This is a genomic window from Massiliimicrobium timonense (assembly GCF_002160865.1).
GTDB lineage: Bacteria > Bacillota_I > Bacilli_A > Erysipelotrichales > Coprobacillaceae > Allocoprobacillus.
Window position 1 is genome coordinate 15593 of the sequence record NZ_NFLJ01000027.1, and the last position, 24908, is coordinate 40500.

General features: G+C 29.3%; 23 protein-coding genes. 14 read left to right on the forward strand and 9 right to left on the reverse strand.

From position 1 onward, the window contains the following. Positions 1–263: 263 nt before the first annotated feature. From B5E75_RS09465 to B5E75_RS09500, 8 genes are all read right to left on the reverse strand, one after another. On the reverse strand, positions 264–1433 hold the full coding sequence (locus tag B5E75_RS09465) for a glycosyltransferase family 4 protein (RefSeq protein ID WP_087358684.1): 1170 nt from the start codon (positions 1431–1433) through the stop codon (positions 264–266). After that, positions 1433–2059 (reverse strand): acetyltransferase, encoded by a 627-nt coding sequence (locus tag B5E75_RS09470; protein ID WP_087358685.1) that lies wholly within the window; start codon positions 2057–2059, stop codon positions 1433–1435. Before B5E75_RS09470 ends, B5E75_RS09465 begins: the two co-directional genes overlap by 1 nt. Further along, the gene (locus B5E75_RS09475) at positions 2059–3315 is read right to left on the reverse strand and encodes an acetyl-CoA acetyltransferase (RefSeq protein WP_206413978.1); all 1257 of its coding nucleotides are present in this window, start codon (positions 3313–3315) and stop codon (positions 2059–2061) included. The genes B5E75_RS09470 and B5E75_RS09475 overlap by 1 nt, the downstream gene beginning before the upstream one ends. A 14-nt stretch (positions 3316–3329) precedes the next feature. Beyond that, positions 3330–4736 (reverse strand): 3-hydroxyacyl-CoA dehydrogenase family protein, encoded by a 1407-nt coding sequence (locus B5E75_RS09480; protein WP_087358689.1) that lies wholly within the window; start codon positions 4734–4736, stop codon positions 3330–3332. After that, on the reverse strand, positions 4737–5342 hold the full coding sequence (locus tag B5E75_RS09485) for a sugar transferase (protein ID WP_087358691.1): 606 nt from the start codon (positions 5340–5342) through the stop codon (positions 4737–4739). After that, positions 5342–6565: a DegT/DnrJ/EryC1/StrS family aminotransferase gene (locus B5E75_RS09490; RefSeq protein ID WP_206413979.1), complete on the reverse strand. Its 1224-nt coding sequence runs from the start codon at positions 6563–6565 to the stop codon at positions 5342–5344. Before B5E75_RS09490 ends, B5E75_RS09485 begins: the two co-directional genes overlap by 1 nt. Before the next feature lie 117 nt (positions 6566–6682). Next, positions 6683–8296, reverse strand: a complete 1614-nt coding sequence (locus B5E75_RS09495; RefSeq protein ID WP_087358692.1) for a hypothetical protein — start codon at positions 8294–8296, stop codon at positions 6683–6685. A 104-nt stretch (positions 8297–8400) separates the two neighbouring features. Then, on the reverse strand, positions 8401–10011 hold the full coding sequence (locus B5E75_RS09500; RefSeq protein ID WP_087358693.1) for a hypothetical protein: 1611 nt from the start codon (positions 10009–10011) through the stop codon (positions 8401–8403). A 268-nt stretch (positions 10012–10279) separates the two neighbouring features. Between B5E75_RS09500 and B5E75_RS09505 the strand changes: the two genes are divergently transcribed. Together B5E75_RS09505 and B5E75_RS09510 are read left to right on the forward strand one after the other, a co-directional pair. Beyond that, entirely contained in the window at positions 10280–11692 is a 1413-nt protein-coding gene (locus tag B5E75_RS09505) for an LCP family protein (RefSeq protein WP_241146655.1), read from the forward strand. 16 nt (positions 11693–11708) lie between these two features. Then, complete coding sequence (locus B5E75_RS09510; protein ID WP_087358697.1) at positions 11709–13136, forward strand: LCP family protein; 1428 nt, start codon at positions 11709–11711, stop codon at positions 13134–13136. 21 nt (positions 13137–13157) lie between these two features. Here the strand turns inward: B5E75_RS09510 and B5E75_RS09515 are convergent, their stop codons facing one another. Next, on the reverse strand, positions 13158–14717 hold the full coding sequence (locus B5E75_RS09515; protein ID WP_087358699.1) for an AAA family ATPase: 1560 nt from the start codon (positions 14715–14717) through the stop codon (positions 13158–13160). Between the two features lie 198 nt (positions 14718–14915). Between B5E75_RS09515 and B5E75_RS09520 the strand changes: the two genes are divergently transcribed. From B5E75_RS09520 to B5E75_RS09575, 12 genes are all read left to right on the forward strand, one after another. Beyond that, complete coding sequence (locus tag B5E75_RS09520) at positions 14916–15443, forward strand: VanZ family protein (RefSeq protein ID WP_087358701.1); 528 nt, start codon at positions 14916–14918, stop codon at positions 15441–15443. A gap of 152 nt (positions 15444–15595) precedes the next feature. Further along, a complete protein-coding gene (locus tag B5E75_RS09525; RefSeq protein WP_087358702.1) occupies positions 15596–16762 on the forward strand; it encodes a methyltransferase domain-containing protein in 1167 nt (388 codons plus the stop codon). 63 nt (positions 16763–16825) lie between these two features. Further along, positions 16826–17704, forward strand: a complete 879-nt coding sequence (gene rfbA, locus B5E75_RS09530) for a glucose-1-phosphate thymidylyltransferase RfbA (RefSeq protein WP_087358703.1) — start codon at positions 16826–16828, stop codon at positions 17702–17704. After that, positions 17704–18282, forward strand: coding sequence for a dTDP-4-dehydrorhamnose 3,5-epimerase (rfbC, locus tag B5E75_RS09535; protein WP_087358704.1), 579 nt, complete (start codon positions 17704–17706; stop codon positions 18280–18282). Before rfbA ends, rfbC begins: the two co-directional genes overlap by 1 nt. Beyond that, complete coding sequence (gene rfbB, locus B5E75_RS09540; protein WP_087358706.1) at positions 18282–19316, forward strand: dTDP-glucose 4,6-dehydratase; 1035 nt, start codon at positions 18282–18284, stop codon at positions 19314–19316. The genes rfbC and rfbB overlap by 1 nt, the downstream gene beginning before the upstream one ends. Then, complete coding sequence (rfbD, locus tag B5E75_RS09545; protein ID WP_087358709.1) at positions 19316–20152, forward strand: dTDP-4-dehydrorhamnose reductase; 837 nt, start codon at positions 19316–19318, stop codon at positions 20150–20152. The genes rfbB and rfbD overlap by 1 nt, the downstream gene beginning before the upstream one ends. A 226-nt stretch (positions 20153–20378) precedes the next feature. After that, positions 20379–21722, forward strand: coding sequence for an exopolysaccharide biosynthesis polyprenyl glycosylphosphotransferase (locus B5E75_RS09550; protein WP_087358711.1), 1344 nt, complete (start codon positions 20379–20381; stop codon positions 21720–21722). 45 nt (positions 21723–21767) lie between these two features. Continuing rightward, positions 21768–22217 (forward strand): PssD/Cps14F family polysaccharide biosynthesis glycosyltransferase, encoded by a 450-nt coding sequence (gene pssD, locus B5E75_RS09555; RefSeq protein ID WP_087358713.1) that lies wholly within the window; start codon positions 21768–21770, stop codon positions 22215–22217. A gap of 11 nt (positions 22218–22228) precedes the next feature. After that, positions 22229–22723, forward strand: coding sequence for a PssE/Cps14G family polysaccharide biosynthesis glycosyltransferase (pssE, locus tag B5E75_RS09560; protein ID WP_087358715.1), 495 nt, complete (start codon positions 22229–22231; stop codon positions 22721–22723). Beyond that, entirely contained in the window at positions 22720–23613 is an 894-nt protein-coding gene (locus B5E75_RS09565; protein WP_206413980.1) for a glycosyltransferase, read from the forward strand. The genes pssE and B5E75_RS09565 overlap by 4 nt, the downstream gene beginning before the upstream one ends. Before the next feature lie 32 nt (positions 23614–23645). Continuing rightward, on the forward strand, positions 23646–24392 hold the full coding sequence (locus B5E75_RS09570) for a glycosyltransferase (protein ID WP_162607674.1): 747 nt from the start codon (positions 23646–23648) through the stop codon (positions 24390–24392). A gap of 5 nt (positions 24393–24397) precedes the next feature. Further along, positions 24398–24908: glycosyltransferase family 2 protein (locus B5E75_RS09575; RefSeq protein WP_143746956.1), on the forward strand; the 511-nt coding region annotated here is incomplete at its 3' end.

The following is a 24908-nucleotide window of genomic DNA, read 5'->3' on the forward strand; positions in this document are numbered from 1 at the left end:
TATTATAATTTTCTCATATTTTTGACTATTGATTATTTTTCGTACATATGATCTATATTTTATGAAACCTCTTATTTTTTTTATTCTTGAAAGAGACAAATTTGCTTCATAAACAAACTCATTTGTTTTAAAAGGATATGTTCTTTTTTTGCTTAATCTTTTCCAATAAACAACTTCATAATCTATACCTTTTTTTTCTAAAAAGTTACAATATTTTTTTAAATATGGTATATAATCTAAATCAATTATGCAAAAAATACCAATCATTTTTTCCTACTTCCTCCGCAATTCAATAATGCATTAAAATATATATCTTTCATTATTTTCTCAGTAATTTTTTTATCAAATTTTTTTACGAATTTTTTATTTGATTCTGATATATTTTTTCTTTTTTTTTGATTTTCGTAAAGCAATTTAATATTTGATGCAAATGCATTAACATCATTACTATTACAAGAATATCCTGTAATTCCCTCGATTAAATAGTCTTTAATACCTTGTATATTTGAAGTAATTAATGGCAATCCGGATGCCATTGCTTCTATCGCTGCTAATCCTAATCCTTCTCTTTTTGAAGGAAACGCAAACAAATCACTTGATTGAAGTAATGCTGCAATATCTTTTCGGAATCCTAATAATGTAACTTGATTTTCAATTCTTAATTTTTTACTTAACATTATTAGATAAGATTTTAAATTTCCTTTCCCAGCAATCATGTATTTTATATTTGGATTATTTAATTTTGCTATTGCTTTTAATATGACTTGATGATTCTTATTTGTATTTAGTTCACCAACAGATAAAATCATAAAATCATTTTTATTCAAACCTAATTGTTTTCTATAACTATCTCTATCAAAATCATCCAATTGAAACTTTTGAATATCTACTCCAACACCAGGTATATATTCTATTGCCTTCATTTTAAAACTATTTTTTGCTCTATTATAGTCTTCTTTATTTATTGTAATAAGGATATCAGTATATTTTGACAAATATTTTTCTATTGGATAAAATATCATCCAATTTATCAACGGCGCACCTTTATAAAAATGAAATCCATGTGCAGTATATATACATTTTATCCTGCTTTTTTTACAAACTAATCTTGTTATAACACTTGCAATAGGTGTATGACAATGTATAAAATTATATTTATTTTTATTTGTTAATTCTAAGATTTGTTTATATGATTCGAAATGATTTTTTAAATCAAATATTGAGCGAGAAAAATCAATTTGGTAAAACTTAACTTTCAAATCATTCAATTTATTCTTTAAATTATCTACTTTTTCTTGAGTCCAAACACTTCTATCATTCCAGTTGCAAGCAACATGAACTTCATATCCAAGATCTAAAAGTATAGAAATATTATTCATATTAAATTGACCTATCATTGACGGTACAGTAGCAACCATTAACATCTTTTTCATTACTTGATTCTCCTTACTGGACATCCAACATAAGTCCCACTTTCCTTGATGTTTTTTACAACCCCTGCACCAGCTCCAATAATTACATTATCAACTATAGACTTTCCTTGTATGATTTGGGTTCCTGTTCCAATTTCACAATAATTTCCAATTTCTACATTTCCAGAAATATTTACTGATGGATATACAGTTATAAAATCATTCATTATAACATCATGACCAACTGTACAATCAAGATTAACATGATTGAAATTTCCTAGTTCTATGTTAACTGTTAATATACTATGACTACAAATTATATTTCCTATTCCCATTTTTATTGTTTTATCAATACGTACATTTTTTGCAATGATATTTGGAAATAGGATGTTATTGTTAAATTTGAGTTTTTCATAAATCATCGATCTAACGCTAGGACTTCCAATTGCAATAACAACATTTGTTTCTTCTTTTCTTCCTAATAAAAAATCAACAGTACCTATGACAGTAATACCATTGATTTTTTCCCCTTGAATTGTTTCATTATCATCAATAAATCCTTTAATGTTCCATTCTGAGAGTTCTTCTAACAACCATGCAACCTCTCTACCAAAATCAGAGGCACCAATGATATAAATATCTTTCATCATGATTCCTCCTTTCCAACAATAAAGACATAATTTGTTGTTGCAGAGCCACCTATATTCAACATCATGGCATTTCTTGCATCCTTGATTTGATATCTGCCAGCAGTATCTGTAACCTGTTTATATATATCCAACATCATTCTTACACCACTTGCTCCTACAGGATGTCCGCAACCTATTAGTCCACCACTAGGATTAATAGGCTTATTACCATCAATTGCAATAGTACCATTTTCAATGGCTTCATATTCTTTTCCAGGATCTGTTATTCCAAAGCATGATATTGCTGCATATTCACTTGACGTAAAACAATCATGTGTTTCAAAGACATCTATATCTTCTACTGTCAAGGATGCTCGTTGATATGCATCCATGCAGGCTTGTCTTGTCCAAGGCAATATGTATTCATTATCTTTAGATTCTTTCATCTTTTCGCCAAAAATCATAGGAGCCACTCTATGACCAAACCCTTTTATGATAGGCTTTTTTGTATTTTGATAATATTTTTCCTTATAATCTTTAGAACATAAAACAATTGTTGCTGCACCATCAGTTACTTGTGAACAATCTGTGAGTGCAAGTCGTCCACCAATAATTGGATTTGTGCCAGTATTTCTTGTAAGTGTCTGCTTCTTATCCATATACCATCCTCTCGTTTGTGCTTGAGGATTTCTTTTAGCATTGGAATAATTAATATATGAAATTCTAGACAATGCTTTCATATACCTTTCTTCATCCAAATTGTATTTTTTTATAGTTTCATCTGCCAATCTTGCAAATAGTTTTGGAAATGGAAAATCAATATCTTTTGCTTCTAGTTCGTAAAATGCTGCCTTTCCTAAGAAGCTTCCTCCTACCTTAGAATTAACAGTTTTCATCATCTCAAATCCGATGACCAATGCAATATCATACGTATGATCTCTGATCTTACTGCAGGCTGCATCAATAGCGACTGATCCAGAAGCACAGGCAGCTTCGTATCTTGCTGATGGTACACCATAGAAACATGAATCAACTTCTGTCAGCAAAGCACCCAGATGACCCTGATCAAGATAATTTTCTGCAATAAAATTACCTACAAATATGGCAATCTTATTATCTTTATTGAGCTGAATAATATCCTCTCTTGTTAAGTTGATATCTTTCATTGCATCAAAGATATTTTCTCTTAACATTGCAATGACACTTTTTCCTTCTTTACTCCAGTTTCTTTGAAAATCAGTTTGAGCTCCACCTAATATATATACTTTTTCCATTATTTATGTCCTCCTCAATATTTGGCTTTTAAAAATGGTCTAAAGTCATATTTAGAATGTTCTGGAATGCATTTATAAAAATCTTTATCATTAATAATATGCTGATATCTTGCATCCAGATATTTATTGATGAGGTATTTTGTTTTTTCTTTTCCACCTAGTAATTCAATTAAAGCAATAGGTGGAATCCATGAAAAACCAGTTGCCATTGCATCATCACATGAAGCAATATCTGTGGAAACTTCACTAGATATTTTCAATGAATATACTATATATGAAAGAAGCATTTTCTTGCACAGAGTTGCCTCTTGGCTTTCATCATCAATCAGTAAATTTATACCTTTTTCATATTGTCCATTTTTAAATAATTTAATCATCTCATTAGCAAAATAAAATTGGTAATTATTCATAAGACGATAGTTATTCTGTTTGATATCATATACAAAATTCAATTGTCTATCTCTATCTTTAAAATAAAACCCTTTATTAACTTTACGACCAAGTTTGTTTTCCATAACAAGCTGATTCAGGTAATCTGGAGCAGCAAATGAATCTCTGTATTCATCAAGGACATTCTCATAGATATAATCAACTATGCTTTTTGTTACATCCAAACCAACAAAATCTGCCGTAACAAGGGGAGACATATTTCGACCAGTAAAGCATCCTAAAATACTATCAATATAATCAATGCCCCCTTGATCTTGATATTTTTCAGCTAATTTCATGGCTTCACCAATAAAAAAGAAACCAATTCTATTTCCTAGAAATGATGGTTCATCTTTAACTTCTACAACTGTTCTGTTTAATTTAGTCTGAAGATAATCCTTTAATTGAATAGCTGTTTCTCTTTGTTCATCACTGTGAGTAACAAGCTCACATAATGTAAGATTATATGGTGGATTAAACATATGAATACCAAAAAATCGATTTTTATGTTTATCAAATATTTCAGATAATTCTTTAATACTTAAACCGGAAGTTCCCGTCGCTATGATTGCATCATCTTTTAAAAAAGGTTTTATTTTCTGATATACATTTTTCTTTATTTGAAAATCTTCACTAACTGATTCAAATACTATATTTGAACGTTTTATATATGAATCTAAATTTTCATAAGTTCCAGGAAATAAATTTTTACCTATAGATTCACATCTTATTGATTGAATTGCTAATTCCTTTGCTTCATTTGCTTTTTCCATATCACGGCATACCATGAAAACTATACATTCTCCAAAGGATGCAAAAATAGCTGAAACATTTCTTCCCATGGTACCGTTAGCTCCCAAAACTGTTACAACTTTCTGATTGTGAGTTTGAAACGGCAAAGGTATACCCTCAATAAAATCAATAAGTGTATAACTATCCCTACTATCATCCGTATTTCTTATAAAACTATTCAAATGTTTTCTCTGTCTCATTTAAGCACTTCCTTTAAATTCTTCCATTGTAGCTGATGTATCACTGGAGATACCTTCTCTTAAGAATACAATTTTTATAGTCTTGAATATAATACTCAAATCCAATCTAAAACTGACATGTTTTACATAATATATATCCAGATCAAACTTTTCTTCCCAGCTGATCGCATTTCTGCCATTGCATTGTGCCCATCCTGTAAATCCAGGTCTTACATCATGACGATGTTTTTGATGATCATTATATAATGGAAGATATTTGACTAATAAAGGTCTAGGCCCTACTATTGACATATCTCCTTTGAGTATATTAAAAAGTTCAGGAAGTTCATCAAGACTTGTTGATCTTAATAGTTTCCCAAACTTTGTTAATCTCTGATCATCAGGTAGTAGATTACCATCTTTATCCTTTTCATCTGTCATTGTCCTAAACTTATATAATGTAAATATCTTTTCATGAAGTCCCGGTCGTTTCTGTTTAAATATAACAGGTGATCCTAACTTGATTCTTACTAGCAATGCGATAATCAATAGGATAGGACTTAATATAATGATTGCGAAAAGTGACAAGATAAAGTCTAGCCATCTCTTTATATATCTGGCATACATTACTCGAAACAGCTCCTTATCATCTCTATGATTTTATCCTGCTGTTCTGGTGTCATCTTGTTGTCACTTGGAAGGCATAATCCTCTATTGAAGATATCCATTCCTATATCAAGAGATGCTCCTGCTATGTATGCATTCGTATTGGCTCTCCCGTTGCCATGACGTGTAATGAAAGGATTCATTCTATAGATGGGCTGCATATGCATTGGTTTCCATATAGGACGTCCTTCAGCATTATATCTTGCCAGTGTTTCCAGTATCTCCGTTGGACATGACTTTCCATGTTCCTTGATATATAATGCTTCATTCTCTGATCTATTTGTCTTGCACATAGCATCTTCATCAATCAATAAACATGAAAGCCAGTAGTTTGGTTCACAATTATCAGGAATAGGATTCATTGTGACAGGAAGATCTTTCAATCCTTCCTTGTATCTTTCATAGATGGCTTTCTTTTGCTTGATATGTTCATCTAAATATTTATACTGACCTCTGACAACTCCAGCAATGACATTAGACATGCGATAATTATATCCAATCTCTTCATGCTGATACCATGGAGCATTTTCTCTTGCCTGTGTTGACCATTTGCGTGCCTTGTTAGCTGCTTCTTCACTGTCAGTTAAAAGCATTCCTCCAGAAGAACCGGTAATGATCTTGTTACCATTGAATGAAATGACATTGTAAGTTCCAAATGTTCCTGTCTGCTGTCCCTTATATGTTGCTCCTAAGGATTCAGCAGCATCTTCAATCAATATGGCATGATGCTGATCACATATCTTTTTGATTTCATCAAGCTTTGCTGGTGTTCCATAGAGATTGGCAACAACGACAACCTTGACATCTGGATAGATCTGAAAAGCTTTTTCCAAAGCTATAGGATCCATATTCCATGTTTCATATTCTGTATCTATGAAAACGGGGATACCTCCTTCATAGACAACTGGATTGACTGTCGCTGCAAAGGTCATGTCTGAACAGAAGACATAATCTCCACGCTTGACACCAGCCAGTTTCATTGCCAGATGCAATGCAGCTGTTCCAGAAGACAAGGCAACCGCATGCTTACAGCCAACATATTCTCTTGAAAGCTTTTCTACTTCATTGATATTTTCTCCTACAGTAGACATCCAATTGGTTTCATAGGCTTCCTTTACATATTCGATTTCCTCACCATGCATAGTTGGTGAAGACAGCCATACTTTCTTTTCGAAAGGTTTCACTGAATAATATCCTCCCCTCGCTAAAAGATAATAGCGGATTATCCTTTCAAAAGACTACTTATTTTAAAGAAAAAAGTCTGAATTCGTTATTTAAAAATTCAGACTAGAAAAGTAGTATTAAGGTATATATTGAAATCTCTCAGATAATTCTAAGAATTCATCTGCACCATCAGCAAGTTCTGGCTTATATTTAATAAGTTCTATCGTAGGATCACCTTCGGTTAATTGAAGAAATTTATTTCTATGGAAGAATTTGATTAATTCAAAAACGAAGTCTCTTGCTTTAACATGTGTAGAATTATGTGCACATGTAACAATATAATCAACAATAGGTTGAGCATTTAATGTTTGAAACCCCAAGTTATTTTCTTTGAATTGATCTTTAAGATGAAATAAATCTTTTTTTGAAAGAAGTGGTAAGAGCATAAATATATCAGCAATGGAATATGTATTTTCCTTTTTCATCATAGATTTATAGTATTGATAATTGAAGTCATATTCTGTGTTGAAGGTTGTCTTGGCCATTTCTTTTTTATATTTATCTAAAAGTAATTGATATTCCTCACATTCATAATTATATGAAATGATTTCTGATGAAAAATGTGGAAATAATTTTAACAGATGATACAGTACTTTTTCATTGTTATTGGATTGATCAGAAGATAACCAATTATAAAGATCTGTTTTGATGCCAAGCAATTCTTGGATGACTTGTAGATATTTTCTTAATAATGATTCATTGATATCACCTGACATTTCTTCAACGAATTCTTCTAATAAATATCGAATATTTTTCTTTGTTTGTCTCCAATGAATTTTAAAAAGAAGACTATAATCAGATGAATGAATCATATTGATTTGTTTATCATCTTTTTCAAAATATTGTATTATATTACGATAAGATATAAGTGGCTTAAAATCATGATTATTTAACACTTTTTTTGAAAAAGAAATATGCTTAATAAAGTTTTTAAAATGATTTGAATTTTGAAATTCTTTTATTTTATTGAAAAATGCTTCTTGTTGTTCATACATAAATTGAGGTGTATCTATAACACAGTAGTATCGTTTGGTTAAATATTCAAAATAATCTAAAGCTTCTTTTCTTTTTCCATATGCATAATTATGAAGTAAAAAATGAGCAATATATCTTTCATAATGTTTGCTATTGTTATGACCAGCAATTCTAGAAAAAATATCATACATTTGCTCTTCATTCAATAAAGGAAATGTATAAATAAGACAATCTGTACTTAAAATGTAATTATTTTTTAGATGTCTATAAGACTTCAGCATTTGTATAACACACTTAAACACAATAATGAGTTTTTCATTTTGATTTTCCAGAATAGAAGAAACATCATCCATTAAAATTTTTATTATGTCATTAATTGTTTGATCATCAATTTCATTTATTTTTAAAATAAGTAATTGTTGTATAGGTACATTAAGAATATACGAAAATTTAATGATTTCTTTATATGGAATAGGGGAATCGCTATTTGTATTAAGTACTTGTTTTATCCAAACTTCAGAAACATTGAAAATTTGAGAAAGATCTTTACGTGTCAGTTGATAATTAGAAGTTTCCTTTTGAAACAAATGAAAAATATGTTCTTTTGTTTTCATCCAATTTACATTAAGAAGTACAAACGCTTTTTCCATGAATTTTATCGCAGAGTCTAATTCACTTTCTTTGTCATTTGTAATATTGTTAATTGAGTCTTTCATTGGGTATTCATCCTTCCTGTTTTTAATTTCTAAGTCATGACTTATTAACATTATAACTTCATAATGAGAAAATAATAAGTATACTTGTAAGTTACTTACAGCAATTATTTTATCATGACTTCCATATAAAATTTTTTGATACTATCAGTAATTTCTTTTGGGAATTGACAATTTGCTAGAGTTTGAAAATTATATGCTAAATTTAAATATGCATCTTTACCCGATTTTAAAGAAGGATTTCTTTGAGATACGATAGCCATAGGATCTTCACTTTTAAAGCGATTGACTTTATCTTCATGGTTATATCGAATGACTTCAAAATAAAACTTCTTGGCTTGATAGTAATGTGATTTTTTTGCTAATGATACTATTGTATCAATAATATGAATACTATTGGCAAAAAAGGCGTCTTTGGTATTATAAGACTGTATCACTTCTAACAAATCTTGTTGACTTAATAGTGGTAGGAATCCAAGAATTTCACTAATAGTATAACGAGATTTATGTATAGAGATATATCTTTGATAATTAAGGGTATTTGTTTTATTTTTAAAATGATATTCAAAATTGTCGAGTAAATCTTTATATTCAGGACACTCGAAATTATAGACAATTATTTGAGAAGAGGGAATATTTATGATCTGAATAATATTGAATAAATCATTTTTATTAAATTGATGATTTTTCTTTGAAGATAGTATATGTCTTAAAATATGTTCTTGCTCTGTTGATAAAGCAATTAACTCATTATCAAAGATATATTTTATATTGTGTATTGATTTTGGTATATTGATTTTAAATAAAATATCATATGATTTTTGATATGGATATGATTTCTTTTTTGAAGTATGTGGTTTTGATGAATGTGGTTTATCAGGTTCAATTGGTTTACTCTTTTTTAATAGAGTTGATAAATAACTAGATTTCATAGTAAAAAGAAAATATTCTTTTGTTTTGAATCGATTGACTTTTGTAAAATATTCAATATAGGAATCATCATTGATAGTTAGTAAATTTCCATTATAGTATTTATCAATAATTTTAAAAAATTGATTGACAGCTTTATTGTCAGTTTGTGAAGAACAACGAAAAAAGATAACATCAGAAATATATTGACTATCATTATATTTAACATTCTGTAGTGTAATTCTCGAAAAAATATCATAGAATTCATATTCATCTATTAGAGGTAAAGCATAAAGAATACAATCAACATTTTGTTGATAATTCAGTAAATGATGATAATAACCATAGAATAGAAGTGTTGCTTCGTATTCTATATCTAAGTTATTCTCATATAAGGAAGTATATCTAATGATTTCTTGAAAATCATTGATTATGTTTTGTTTTTCATTTAAATCAAAAATATCAATATTGTGAAAAAGAGTATTTTCAATTGGGATATTGAGTAGAAAAGCAAAATCAAATAATCTCGATGTAGGAATCTGTGTGTTATTTTTTTGAAACCATTTCTTAACTGTAATTTCACTGACATTGAAATATGCAGCTAAATCCTTACGTGTTGAAATGTTGTAAGGTGCTAATCTATCTCTTAAAAGCTGAAATATCTTCTCTTTGGTGAGATTCCAGTTGATAGACATAAGATTAGATAATAATACATAGAATTGTTTACGATTTTTTCTTTGAGAAAAATCTAAAGATTTTATGAATTGTATTTGTTTTGTATAGTCTTGTAATAATTGTTCTTTGTTCATTTTACTTCCTCCACTATTCGTATAATATCATCTTGAAATAAGTTTATATATATTTTTTTAATAAAATTAGAAATAATATAATAATATATATTTTTTCATTTCTTTTAGCAAATATAAAGTATAGATTAATAATTTTTGATATAAACTTATGCACCAATTTATATGCTATTTATTGAAATATAAAACCAAATATTATATGATAAAGTCACATAAAGTCAAAAATACGGTCTATGTGACTTTTTTGTGACTAAATTAGGAGGGAATAGTTGTGTTGAAAAATGTAATGAATAAACTGATTCAATGGAAGGTCATGCTTGTCATACAGGCACTGATATCCATTGTATTGGCAGTTTTATTAATACAGTTGAATGTATTACCTATGATGTATATTATTATGATTATAGTGCTTGAAATACTACTTGGTGTAGGTATTTTCTTTTTAATGAGAAATGCTCAAAAGGTAAGGTTAATTATAAGTCATTTGATAAGTTTGGTAATAAGTATGGTATTGATTGTTGGATGTATGGTTGTTTCAAAAGGAAATAATGCTATTCAAGGTTTAACAAGTGATCATACACAAACTAATCGTATTTCATTATATGTATTAGAGGAAAGTTCATATCAGGAACTTGATGACTTAAAAAATCAAAGTATTGAAGCAAATATTAATGATGAACACATGTCTGATGCAATTGATGCACTGAATAAAAAAGTTAAGCTTTCAATTCAAGGTCAAGAAGATTATGTTCGGATGTCTAATGATTTATATGATCAAAAAACAGCTGGTATTTATATGAATGAAGCACAATCAGCATTGTTTGATGAAATTCATGAAGATTTCCATGAAAAGACAAGAATCTTATATACATATGAAATCACTGAAAAGGTAGAAGACTTTTCTAAAGATGTTAGTGTCACACAAAATGCTTTTAATATCTTTATTAGTGGCATTGATACAACAGGACCAGTATCTACTGTATCAAGATCAGATGTCAATATGATTGTCACTGTTAATCCTCAAAGTAAGAAAATTTTAATGACAAGTATTCCTAGAGATTATTATGTAACTCTGGCTAATAAAGGAAAAAAGGATAAATTAACACATGCTGGTTTAGCTGGTGTAGAAAATTCAGTCAAGACTTTAGAAAACTTTTTAAATATTGATATTAATTATTATGCAAGAGTGAATTTTACATCATTGATTCAAATGGTTGATGCATTAGGTGGTATTGAAGTTTATTCTGATCAAGATATTCCTAAATTAGGTATTCATGAAGGTATTAATCAAATGGATGGAAAAAAAGCTTTATCATTCTCTAGAGAAAGATATTCTTATAAGAGTGGTGACAACCATCGTGTACAAAATCAACAAAAAGTCTTGGAAGCTATGCTTAATAAAATGATGTCACCTGCCATTATTACCAATTATTCATCTATATTAGATCATATTGACGGTTGTTTTGAAACCAATATGACTTCTGATGAAATTACAAGTTTAATTAAAATGCAATTAAGTGATATGTCTAGCTGGGATATTCAACAAATTCAATTACAAGGACATGGAGCTATGTTAACAGGTGGAGCCTATATGCCAGGTAATAGATTATATTATATGATTCCTGATGAAGATAGTGTGAGTCAATGTGTAGCTCAAATTAAAGAGGTTCAGGAAAATCATTAGTTGATGGAGGTCAATCATGAATAAATATTTGGAATATATTAGAACATCTATTATAGGGAAAATAACACTTGTGTTATGGATATTGATTTTAATGTTAGGAATATATTGTTTTTCACAAATCTTTATTTATCTTCCAACAATGATTTTTATAATAGCAATCATTATTTTTACAATTGTTGTTGCACTATTAGGTTTCGCACATTATAAAATACCAAAAGTTTCTCTGTTTTTAGAAATCGTTGTGTGTATATGTTTAATAGTAGGGGTATTTGCAGTCAACAAAGTCACAACATTTACTGATAAGATTACAGAAACAAATGAAGTGGAAACTGTTTCAATTGTAGCTTTAAAAGATTCTGATATAACAAAAGAACAATCTTTTGATGATTTGACTTTAGCTTATAGTCAAGATGATGATTCATCATACAAACATTCTACAGAAATTTTAAAAGAAAATAATAAAAAAGTGAAAACAGAAAAACCATATCAAAATATGGAACTCGCTTATAAGGCGTTGAAGAATCATAAAGTTGAGCTATTAGTTTTGACAAATATTGGAAAAAGTGATTTATCAGTCATAGATGAAAATTATGAAGATTATATCCAAGTCATTTTATCAAAAGATTATCCATTAGAAAAAGTAACATCACAAGATGTAGACATCTCTAAAGAACCATTTACAATCTATCTTCAAGGTGCTGACTTATCTTCAGGGGATAATATTAATTCAACAGGTAGGGGAGATGTGAATATTTTATTGACTGTTAACCCTCATACAAAGAAAGTGAATATGCAGGTTATACCAAGGGATTTATTTGTTTATATTCCTTGTAAAGATGCTAGTAGTAAACTATCTTATAGTGGCTGGTGGGGTGGTATTCAATCCTCTATAGCCAGTATAGAAGATAAATTAGATATTCAAATTAATTATTATGCTAAGATTAATTTTAATGGTTTGATGGACTTAGTGGATGCATTAGGTGGTGTAGAAGTTTATAGTCATTATACATATAATGCAGGAGAGTATCACTTTGAAAAAGGATATAATCACGTGGATGGTCAAAAAGCTTTAATGTTCGCAAGAGCAAGAAAAATGCTTCCATTAAATGAACGTTCACGTGGATATCAGCAAATGGAATTAATAAAAGCTATTTTTACAAAGTTTGCTCAAGAACCAACATATAATCATGCGATGAGTGTCATTGATTCTTTAGAAAGTAATTTTACAACGAATCTACCAAAAGAAGACTTTTTCAAAGCTTTTCAGCTTGTTGTAGATTTATTACCTGAATTACAGACAATGGAGAATCATTCTATTGAAGGTGAATATCGATGGCATTATGATGAAGTCAGAACAAATTATTATCAATATTATTTCTATCCTGCTGATGGAGAATTACAGGCAGTGAAGGAAAGAATTGATTATGTCATCAATGGAAAATAAAAACATCAATGAGAGATGATCTCATTGGTGTTTTTCTATATGACATGTATGCTTCTTTGTTTTCTTATCATAACTGATTCCGACAATCAATAAGTTATCTTTATAATTCTCTAATCCTTTTGGATATTTTTTCTCTTTGATTTGAGTTAAGGCTGTTTCAACATCCTGATTCCATTTCAACTCTATAATCATGGCTGGTTTATCTCGATATGGAATCAAAACAACATCTGCAAACCCTTTACCAGTAGGCATTTCTCTTATCATTGTATAATAATCTCTAGCTGATATATAGGCCAATAATAATGTATAGGCTAATGCATTTTCATTGTTGTAGGTTAATATTGATGTGTTGAGATGTGCTTCTTCAATATATCTGGCAACGGCTTCTTCATCCTGCTTCCATGTTGCCTCTAATAATTCACGACTACTCAACAATGCTTTTGTCGTTTCTTCCCAATTGGATTTTCTAATTGAGTTCACAAATGAATCTATCACTTCTTTGTTAGGAATATAGCATGTATGATCTGAACTGTTATATCCTAAATATCCAAGATGTATTAAAAGTGTTAAGACATCATCCTTAGTATCAAATGTTGTCATATCATTCTGGAATGAGGATGTCTGTACTGGTACACTTTCACCAGCCAACATTTCAATAACACTATCTTTGAGTCCATCCTTATTTAAATCTATATAAACCTGCAAGGCTTCATAGGTTTCTGTGGATGTCCAATAGTTTCCAAATTGTTTTCTTATAAGTGATGCAACAACAGAACGTGGGGAAAGAGTTGATAAATGATCTGTCATATGATAGCCATCATACCATTGTTTCATTTCATCATAACTGATGTTATATTGAATACAAAGATTTTGAACTTCAGTTTCAGTAAATCCCATAAATTCAGATAATAATCCCGGATCAATCATAGAGATTTCTTCAAACATATTCAAAGCACTGTGTGTGCCATATTTTTTAATAGGCAATATCCCTGTCATATAAGCAAGTTCTACATATGGTTTATCTTTTAATAGATTTCTTAAGAAATCTAAATATTGCTTCTGTGCCTCTTTATCCTGTTTATATTCTCTAAAGATACAATCCCATTCATCTATAATAAAAATAAATCTTGCATCTGCTTCAACATAAACATCTTCTATGATTTGAACAAGATTAGATGAATCAATATAATCTACATTTGGAAAGACTTTTTTAATTTCTCTGAAAATCAGTTTGGCAAGAAGTAAGATCATTTTATTAATATCATGAGTCTTGCTTAAAAAATCCTGCATATTAATATGAATGACATGATGCTGATTAAGATGTTCTAAATAATGAGCAGTTTGGCTGATTTTGAGTGAATCAAAAATATGATGAGAATCACAACCCTTAGAATAATAGGCAACAAGCATATTAGCATCTGTACTCTTTCCAAAACGTCTTGGTCTTGATACACATAACTTATTATCACCGGTACCTATTAATTGATTTGTATAGTTAATTAGTAGTGATTTATCTACATATATAGGATTGTTGATTGCTTGTTGAAAACTATCATTTCTTGGATTGAGATATAAACCCATACTTTTCACCTGCTTTCTTTTCTTGTCTTATTATACCATTTGTATAAGTAAAATACCATGATTATATATTTTAGGTAAATAGTAAATGTTGACTTGATTAATGAGTTTATAGTCTTCTTATTAAGAAATTCTTAAGAATAAATATCTTGATATTTATAATAAAGATATTTATAATGCTATCAAGATAGGAGGGATTTGATGAATCCTAAAGTCAAAGTGAGATTAAGAATTATAGCAATCCTGACAACATTAATATGGATGATTGTGATCTTTAGATTTTCAATGGATACTGGTGTTTCATCGCATGAATTGAGTGATTTTTGTGTACAGATCTTTAATAAAGCTGTTTATCATTTTACAGGTAAAGATTTAAGAATATCTATTACACCTGAACACTATGCATTAATAGAATTATTTTTTAGAAAACTGGCTCATATGAGTATCTATTTTATATTAAGTATAAACGTTATGATTGTTTTATTTACATTTAATATGAAAATGACATTAAGAATGTTTATATCAGCGTTATTTTGTTTTCTTTATGCATTGACAGATGAATTTCATCAAATGTTTGTAGATGGTAGAGGAGCCAGTTTTACAGATTGTTTAATCGATACAAGTGGGGCATTATTAGGTATTATAGCTGCACTTATTATTTACTGTATTATGTATACTATTATGACAAAATATCAAAAACATAAAGGGCTTATTCAAAATGCTTATTAAATAAGTTTACTAAAATATCCTTTTTCAAGTTTAAACGTGAAAGAAGGATATTTTTTATGATATTGGAATCATATGATAAAATATGAAACTTGAATGAATTTTATACATAGGAAATAGGAGTTCTGTTATAATGATAATAAGGATGTGAGAAGATGAACTATTATAAAACAGGTGAGTTTGCGAAAAAAGCCAGTATATCAATAAGAACAGTACGCTATTATGATCAAAAAGGATTATTAAAACCTTCAGTCATAGATACCAATGGTTATCGTTTATATACAGATAAAGACTTTGAAAAACTCCAAAAAATATTATCATTAAAGTATTTAGGATTTTCTTTAGATGATATATTTGCTATGACAGCTAATGATAGTTACTTGTCTTTAAAACAATCCTTAGACTTACAGATGAAATTGATTCAACAAAAAATAGAAACATTACAATCTATGCAATCATTTCTACAAGAAGCTCAAGATACTTTAATTCATAATGAAAAAATAGAGTGGTCCGAGTTTATGAAAAATATCCAAATGGATGAAATGGAAAAAGAACTTGTTGAACAATATCGTAATGCAACGAATATTGATATTAGGATGAGGCTTCATGATAAATATTCAATGAATCCTGTGTCATGGTTTCGCTGGTTATTTTCTTTTTATAAAATAGAAGAAAATAGTCAGATTTTAGAGATTGGTTGTGGAAATGGACAATTATGGAAAGATAATCAGGAATGTATCAAAGGGCATATTGTTTTATCAGATGTTTCACAAGGAATGGTTCATGATGCAAGAGAAAATCTTAGTCAAGTTTCTTGTATGCAATATCAATGTTTTGATTGTCTTCATATTCCTTATCCAGATGAATCTTTTGATGTCGTGATTGCCAACCATGTTCTTTTCTATTTAAAGGATTTATCTAAGGCATTAAGTGAAATCCAAAGAGTTTTAAAACCAAATGGATATTTATATTGTAGTACATATGGGAGTTGTCATATGAAAGAAATTACAGATTTAGTAAAAGAGTATAATCCTAAGATTGTTTTATCTAATAGACAATTATATGATGTTTTTGGATTGGATAATGGATTCAATATTTTAGAGAAGTATTTTTCTAAGGTAGAAAAGAAGTGCTATGATGATCATTTGGAAGTTGATAATATGGATGATATTGCCAATTATATTTTATCGTGTCATGGCAATCAAAGTGAGTATATTTCTAAAGATTATCAGGCATTTAAAAACTTTTTGGATCGTAAACTTTCATCACATACAATATTCTATATTACAAAAGATGCAGGTATGTTTATTTGTCAAAAATAAGTATTGACCGTGACGTTACGTCATGGTTTATATTTTGGTTGTAGAAGATGGAGGAAAATGAATATGAAAGGAATTATTTTGGCAGGAGGAAGTGGGACAAGATTATATCCTCTTACTCAAGTGACAAGTAAACAATTATTACCTATTTATGACAAACCTATGATTTATTATCCATTAAGCATTTTAATGAATGCAGGGATTAAAGAGATTCTCATTATTTCAACACCTGATGATACACCAAGATTTCAGGAATTATTAGGTGATGGACATCAATTTGGAATTGAATTACAATATAAGGTACAACCATCGCCTGATGGATTGGCTCAAGCTTTCTTATTAGGTGAAGAATTCATTGATGGAGATAGTTGTGCTATGATTTTAGGGGACAATATCTTCCATGGTCATGGACTGACAAAACGTTTAAAACAGGCAGCAGCAAAAACAACTGGTGCAACTGTTTTTGGTTATTATGTTGATGATCCAGAAAGATTTGGTGTCGTTGAATTTGATAACAATGGCAAAGCCATTTCTATTGAAGAAAAGCCTGAACATCCAAAATCTAATTATGCTGTGACTGGTTTATATTTCTATGATAACAAAGTTGTAGAGTATGCTAAAAAGATTAAACCTAGTGATAGAGGTGAACTGGAAATCACTGATTTAAATAAGATTTATTTAGAAAAAGGAGATTTAGAAGTGACTTTATTAGGTCAAGGATTTACATGGCTAGATACAGGGACACATGAATCGTTAGTAGATGCAACAAACTTTGTGAAAACTGTAGAAACACATTCACATAGAAAGATAGCATGTCTAGAAGAAATTGCTTATTTGAATGGTTGGATTTCTAAAAATGAATTAGAGAAAGCATGTGAGCTTTATAAAAAGAATCAGTATGGTAAATATTTAAAAGATGTATTAGAAGGGAAGTATATTGATTAATGAAAGCTATTGAAACAAAAATACCAGGAGTTTTGATTATTGAAACAGATGTTTTTGGTGATCATAGAGGTTATTTTACAGAAACATATTCTAAACCAAAATATGAAAAATTAGGAATTACAGTAGATTTTGTACAGGATAATATGTCATTTAGTGCGCAAAAAGGAACATTAAGAGGATTACATTGGCAAAATCCTCCTTATGCACAATCAAAGCTTGTATCTTGTACAAGAGGAAAAGTGATCGATGTTGCTGTGGATATTAGAAAAGGTAGTCCTACATATGGTGAGTGGGTATCTGTTGAATTAAGTGCTGAAAATCATAGACAGTTCTTTATTCCACAGGGATTTGCACATGGATTCTTAACTTTAACAGATGATGTAGAATTCAGATATAAAGTGGATAATGTTTATAATAAAGAATCTGAAGGTGGTATGCGTTATGATGATCCAACTGCTAATGTAGATTGGGGAGCATTACTCAATGGTATTGAACCTGTCTTAAGTGAAAAAGATCAGACAGGACCAACTTTAGAAGAATCAAATAATCAGTTTGTATATGAAGGAGAGAATAAATAATGAAAATATTAGTCACAGGTGGAGCAGGATTTATTGGTGGAAACTTTGTTCATTATATGGTCAATAAATATCCTGAAGATATGATTGTCAATTTAGATTTATTAACTTATGCTGGAAATCTAGAAACATGTAAACCAGTAGAAGGAAAACCTAATTATAAATTTGTCAAAGGTGATATTGCTGATAGAAAGTTTATCTTTGATTTATTTGAAAAAGAAAAGTTTGATGTGGTTGTGAACTTTGCAGCAGAATCACATGTTGATAGAAGTATTGAAGATCCTGAAAGCTTTGTCAGAACCAATGTCATGGGTACAACAACATTATTAGATGCATGTAATCAATATGGAATCAAAAGATATCATCAGGTATCAACTGATGAAGTCTATGGTGATTTACCATTAGATAGACCAGACTTGTTCTTTACAGAAGAAACACCATTACATACATCTAGTCCATATAGTTCATCTAAAGCAGCTGCTGATTTATTTGTACTAGCATATCATAGAACATATGGTTTACCAGTCACAATCAGTAGATGTTCTAATAACTATGGACCATATCATTTTCCAGAAAAACTGATTCCATTAATGATTTCAAGAGCATTAGCTGATGAATCATTACCTGTTTATGGAACAGGAGAAAATGTCAGAGACTGGTTACATGTTTATGATCATTGTGTCGCCATTGATTTAATCATTAGAAATGGAAGAGTTGGAGAAGTCTATAATGTTGGTGGACATAATGAAAGAACAAATCTTGAGGTTGTTAAAACAATCTTAAAAGCATTAGATAAACCAGAATCATTAATCAAGTATGTAGAAGATAGAAAAGGTCATGATTTAAGATATGCGATTGATCCAACAAAATTGGAAACAGAATTAGGATGGAAACCAAAATATAACTTTGATACAGGTATTCAACAAACTATTCAATGGTATCTTGATAACAAGGAATGGTGGCAAAACATTTTATCTGGTGAGTACAAAAACTATTTCCAGAAAATGTATGTTGATAAAGGTAGAGTGGAAGAATAATGAAGGTATTGGTAACAGGAGTTAAAGGGCAATTAGGCTATGATATTGTTAATGAATGCAAAAAAAGATGTATTGAAGCAGTTGGTGTAGATGTAGAAGAAATGGATATTACTGATGCAAAACAGGTTGAAAATGTCATTACTGATGAATATGATGCAGTGATTCATTGTGCGGCTTGGACGGCTGTTGATAAGGCTGAAGATGAAGTAGCAATGTGTAGAAAAGTGAATAAGGATGGTACAGAAAACATTGCAAGAGTCTGTCAGCAATTAGATATTCCATTAATGTATTTTTCTACGGATTATGTTTTTGATGGCTTAGGTGAAAAACCATGGCATGAATATGATGAAAGAAAACCATTAAATATTTATGGACAAACAAAATATGAAGGTGAATTAGCTGTTGAAAAGTTACCAAAACACTTTATTATTCGTATTTCTTGGGTGTTTGGAGTCAATGGAAACAACTTTATTAAAACAATGCTTCGCTTAGGAAAAGAAAAAGGGGAAGTCAGTGTTGTTGATGATCAGATTGGATCACCAACTTATACATATGATTTAGCCAAACTTTGTGTTGATATGATTCAGACTCAAGAATATGGAACATATCATGCAACAAATGAGGGGATCTGTTCATGGTATGAATTTGCCTGTGAAATCTTTAGACAGGCTAATATGAATGTGAAAGTCAATCCTGTAGACTCATCAGCTTTCCCAGTTAAAGCAACAAGACCAAAAAACAGTAGGATGTCTAAAAAAGAATTAGATAAACATGGTTTTAATAGATTACCTGCATGGCAGAATGCATTGAAAAGATATTTAAAGGAAATTTTATAAGGTATATAACAAAAAAGTTATATATCTTTTTTTGTTATATATTGACAAAATGTGTCGGAGGGGGGTATAAATAAATAAGATATATAATCAATTGATGATAAAAATTGGAAATGGTATCTTTGATAAAAATGTTGACATTTTGGTTATATTGACATATTATGTTGATGACAAAAGGGAAAAATGATATACTGATTATATCTTAGTCATATAAAGGGAGAGGGAATATATGAAAGAAAATCTTTTTGCAGTATGTTTAATATGTATTGAGATAGCTTTCTTTTATTTACTTTATTATTTTGTCAATTTACCGTTATCTTTATATATTCAACTTGGCGTATTATGGCTAATTATTATGTTTGTAAGTAAACATTATAAAATTCAATCTACTCTTGTATGGGATGAAATTAGAAGTGATTTAAAAGCTTTTATATATTTTGTATTAATTGCTTTTGTTTTTGTATATCCAAAAACATATTTCTATTGGAAAATATTAGGAGTAGGTTTTTTTATGTCTATATTTGCTATTGTTTTGAATAGAATGATACGCATTGTGTTTAGAAAACAGTTATCAAGGAAAACATTAATTATTGGGACTGGGAGCGAAGCATATCGTGTTGGACGTATAGCTAATAATAATCGTTTTGCTTTGACTGAAGTATTAGGGTTTGTGAAAATTGATGATTTTATTGATGAGGAATTAAAAGATGATTTGAGATATCCTATTTATGATTATTATGAATTGAATGAATTATTAAATAATCATGTAGATCAAGTTATTATTGCATTACCTGATGCATCAAAAGAGGAAGTTGATGTCATCACAAGGCAGTTGTTTGATAGAGTTCAATATATAAAAGTCTTACCACAATTGAATTTTACAATGACTTTTAATTCTAAGATTGATGATTTTGATGGTGAATTGTTGATTTCTACATCAAGAGGAAGATTAGGGGTTATTGGTAAGTTTTTTAAAAGAATTATTGATATTATGGCAGGAATATGTGGATGTTTATTATTAATTCCATTGACAATATATGTATCACATAAAAATAAAAAAAGTGGAGATACAGATCCAATATTCTTTAAACAAAAAAGAATTGGTGAAAATGGGAACGATATTTATATTTATAAATATCGTTCTATGGTACCCAATGCTGAAAAAGTGCTTGAAGAATTAATGGCAAAGGATCCAGCTATAAAAGAGGAGTACCTTACAAATAAGAAATTAGTTAATGATCCACGTATTACTGAAGTTGGTCACTTTTTAAGAAGAACATCATTAGATGAATTCCCACAATTTATCAATGTTTTGAAAGGTGATATGAGTTTGGTTGGGCCTAGACCCTATTTACCTAGAGAAAAAGATGATATGGATATTTATTATAAGTCTATTGTTAGATGTAAGCCAGGTATTACAGGAATGTGGCAAGCCAATGGTAGAAGTGATGTTGGGTTTATTGACAGATGTAAATTAGATGATTATTATTATAGAAACTGGACTTTAGGTCTAGATATGATTATTATTTATAAGACGATTAAAAGTGTAATTTATGGAAAGGGTGCATTATAGTGTATCTATTTCGTAAAGTATATTCATTTAGGAAAGGGAGATAGCATGAAAATATGTTTAGTTGGTTCTAGTGGTGGTCATTTGACACATTTATATATGTTGAAACCTACATGGGAAAAATATGATCGCTTTTGGGTGACCTTTGATAAAGAAGATGCAAGAAGCATTTTAAAAGACGAAAAAATGTACCCTTGTTATTATCCTACAAATAGAAATCTTAAGAATCTTATCAAAAATACTTTTGTTGCATGGAAAGTGCTTAGAAAAGAAAAACCAGATTTGATTATTTCAGCTGGTGCTGCAGTTGCTGTTCCATTCTTTTACTTAGGAAAGTTAATGGGTAAGAAACTTATTTATATTGAAGTCTTTGATAGAGTGGATAAACCTACACTGACAGGTCGTTTGGTTTACCCAATAGTTGATGAGTTTATTGTGCAATGGGAAGAACAGCTTAAAGTATATCCAAAGGCTAAGAACTTTGGAAGTATTTTCTAGGAGGTAGCATCATGATATTTGTAACCGTAGGAACACATGAACAGCAGTTTAATAGACTTATACAAAAAGTAGATGAACTCAAACGTGATGAAATCATCAAAGACGATGTTTTTATACAAACAGGTTTTTCAACTTATGAACCACAGTATTGTCAATGGAAAAAATTGCTATCTTATGATGAGATGAATGAAATGTATGAAAAAGCAGATATCATTATTACACATGGTGGGCCAGCAAGTTTTATGAAAGCATTGGAATTAAAGAAAATTCCAATCGTTGTCCCAAGACAGGCACAGTTTGATGAACACGTCAATGATCATCAGGTAGAGTTTGTAAAGTTAGTTGAAGAAAGATTCAACAATATTATTGGTGTATATGATATTAAAAATCTAGAAAATATAATTGTTAAATTTAATAACACTGTAGCTAAGAAAAATACTTCTAGTTTAAGTCATAATAAAGAATTTAATGAGAAATTAAGTATAATGGTAGGTGAACTATTTTGAAAAAATCGGTATTAGTTTTGATGGCTACCTACAATGGTGAAAAATATTTAAATGATCAATTAAAAAGTATTTTTAATCAAACTGGTGTACTAGTTAAGGTGCTTGTAAGAGATGATGGATCTACTGATAATACTATATCAATATTGGAAGATTGGTCTAAAACTAACAATTTAGAATGGTATACTGGTGAACACTTAAACGTTCAATTTGGATTTTATGATTTAATGGTTCATGCTAAGAACTATAATTATAACTACTTTGCATTTTCTGATCAAGACGATATATGGGATAGTGACAAACTATATATTGCCTTGCAACACTTACAAGAAGCAGATAATTTAAAACCTTCTCTATATTATTGTGGACAAAAATTAGTAGATGAAAACCTTAATTATTTAGATACACATTATTTGAATACAAAAAGAAATTTAAAAACAAAATTTATTTTTTCAGATATTGCAGGATGTACTGCCGTTTTCAATAAAGATTTACTATTGAAAGTAATAGCGTATAAACCAAGCTATATGATGATGCATGATACGTGGATTTTAAAAGTTTGTTTATCACTTGGCGGTGAGGTTTTTGTAGATAAAAATCCACATATGAATTATCGTCAACATGGTAATAATACAGTAGGATTAAGTAATGCGCTATCTTCTAAAATTAAAAGAGCAAACACTTATATTTTTGATTATGATTTAAAAACTCAAATGTCTGAATTGTTAGCAGGATATGAAAAGTTTATCGTACCTGAATATCTAGAAGTTATTAATAAAATAATCAACGCAAAAAAAAATAAAAAGTATTTCTTTGATAAAAAAAAGTTTGACTTTTATGATAAAGGTCTAAATTTAACATTTAGAATAAAAGTTCTATTAAATAAATTATAATAACCAAGTGTTATAAAAGGGAGAACTAAATGATGATTGAAACAATATCGATTATTATGATAATTAATAATGAATCTATTTATAAAGGATTTTTAGATAGTCTTAATAATCAAGATTTTAAAAAAATTGAATTAATTCCAATTTATAATTATGATCAAGAATTTAACTCAGCAAGTTATGCTTATAATAAATATGCAAAAAATGCAAAAGGTGATTTGTTAATATTTATGCATCCGGATATTCGTTTTCAAGATAAACATTCGTTATCAAATATTATTGAATATGTAAATAATTTAGATGATTTTGGAATTGTTGGTGTTGCAGGAGCAAAAAAAGGTAAAAATGGAGAGCGAGAAATCTTAACTAACATTGTTCATGGAAGCAAGAAAGAAAAGGCAGGAAATCCTATACATAGTCCGGAAGAAGTTCAAACGTTGGACGAATGTATGTTTATTATCAAAAAAGATTATTTTAATAAAAATATGTTTACTGAGAGAGAAAGTTGGCATTTGTATGCGGTTGAGTATTGTTTAAAAGTATTAAACCATGGAGACAAAATCTATGTCATTCCATTGAATGTATGGCACATGTCAGATGGAAAATCACTTAATTATAATTATGTTTTAGATCTGATTAGCTTAGCAAAAGATTATAAAGACCAATTCCCTGTATTATATACTACTGTAAAGAAATGGGATTTAAAGGGTGTAAGTGGATTTCTATATCTAAGATACTATCTATTAAAACAATTAATTAAAAATACAATAATGAAAGGATAATTAATATGCTATTCAGTATAATAATACCAGTTTATAATGTAGAAAATTATTTAAATGCGTGTATAGGAAGTATTCTCCCTCAGCTAGAAGAAAATACTAATGATGTAGAAATTCTATTAATCAATGATGGCTCCACGGATCGAAGTGGACTTATCTGTGACCATTATAAAAAAGAACATCCACATTTATTTCGTGTCTTTCACAACAAAAATCAAGGGTTGTTTTTATCTAGAAGGTATGGTTTTAAAAAAGCACAAGGGAAATATATTATAAATTGTGATTCGGACGATAGTTTGGCTATAAATACAATAACTATATTGAAAAAAATCATTGAAAAAGAACAACCAGATTTAATTTTATATAACATGAATTTGTGGGATGGAATAAATACATCATCGTATTTTGAAAATGTATTTACTAAAGATAAAGTATGCTCAGTTGATAAAAATGAGTTATTAAAAAATTTTTTTATTTCTCATGAGTCCATTAGTATGTGCACTAAAGTGTTTAAAAAAG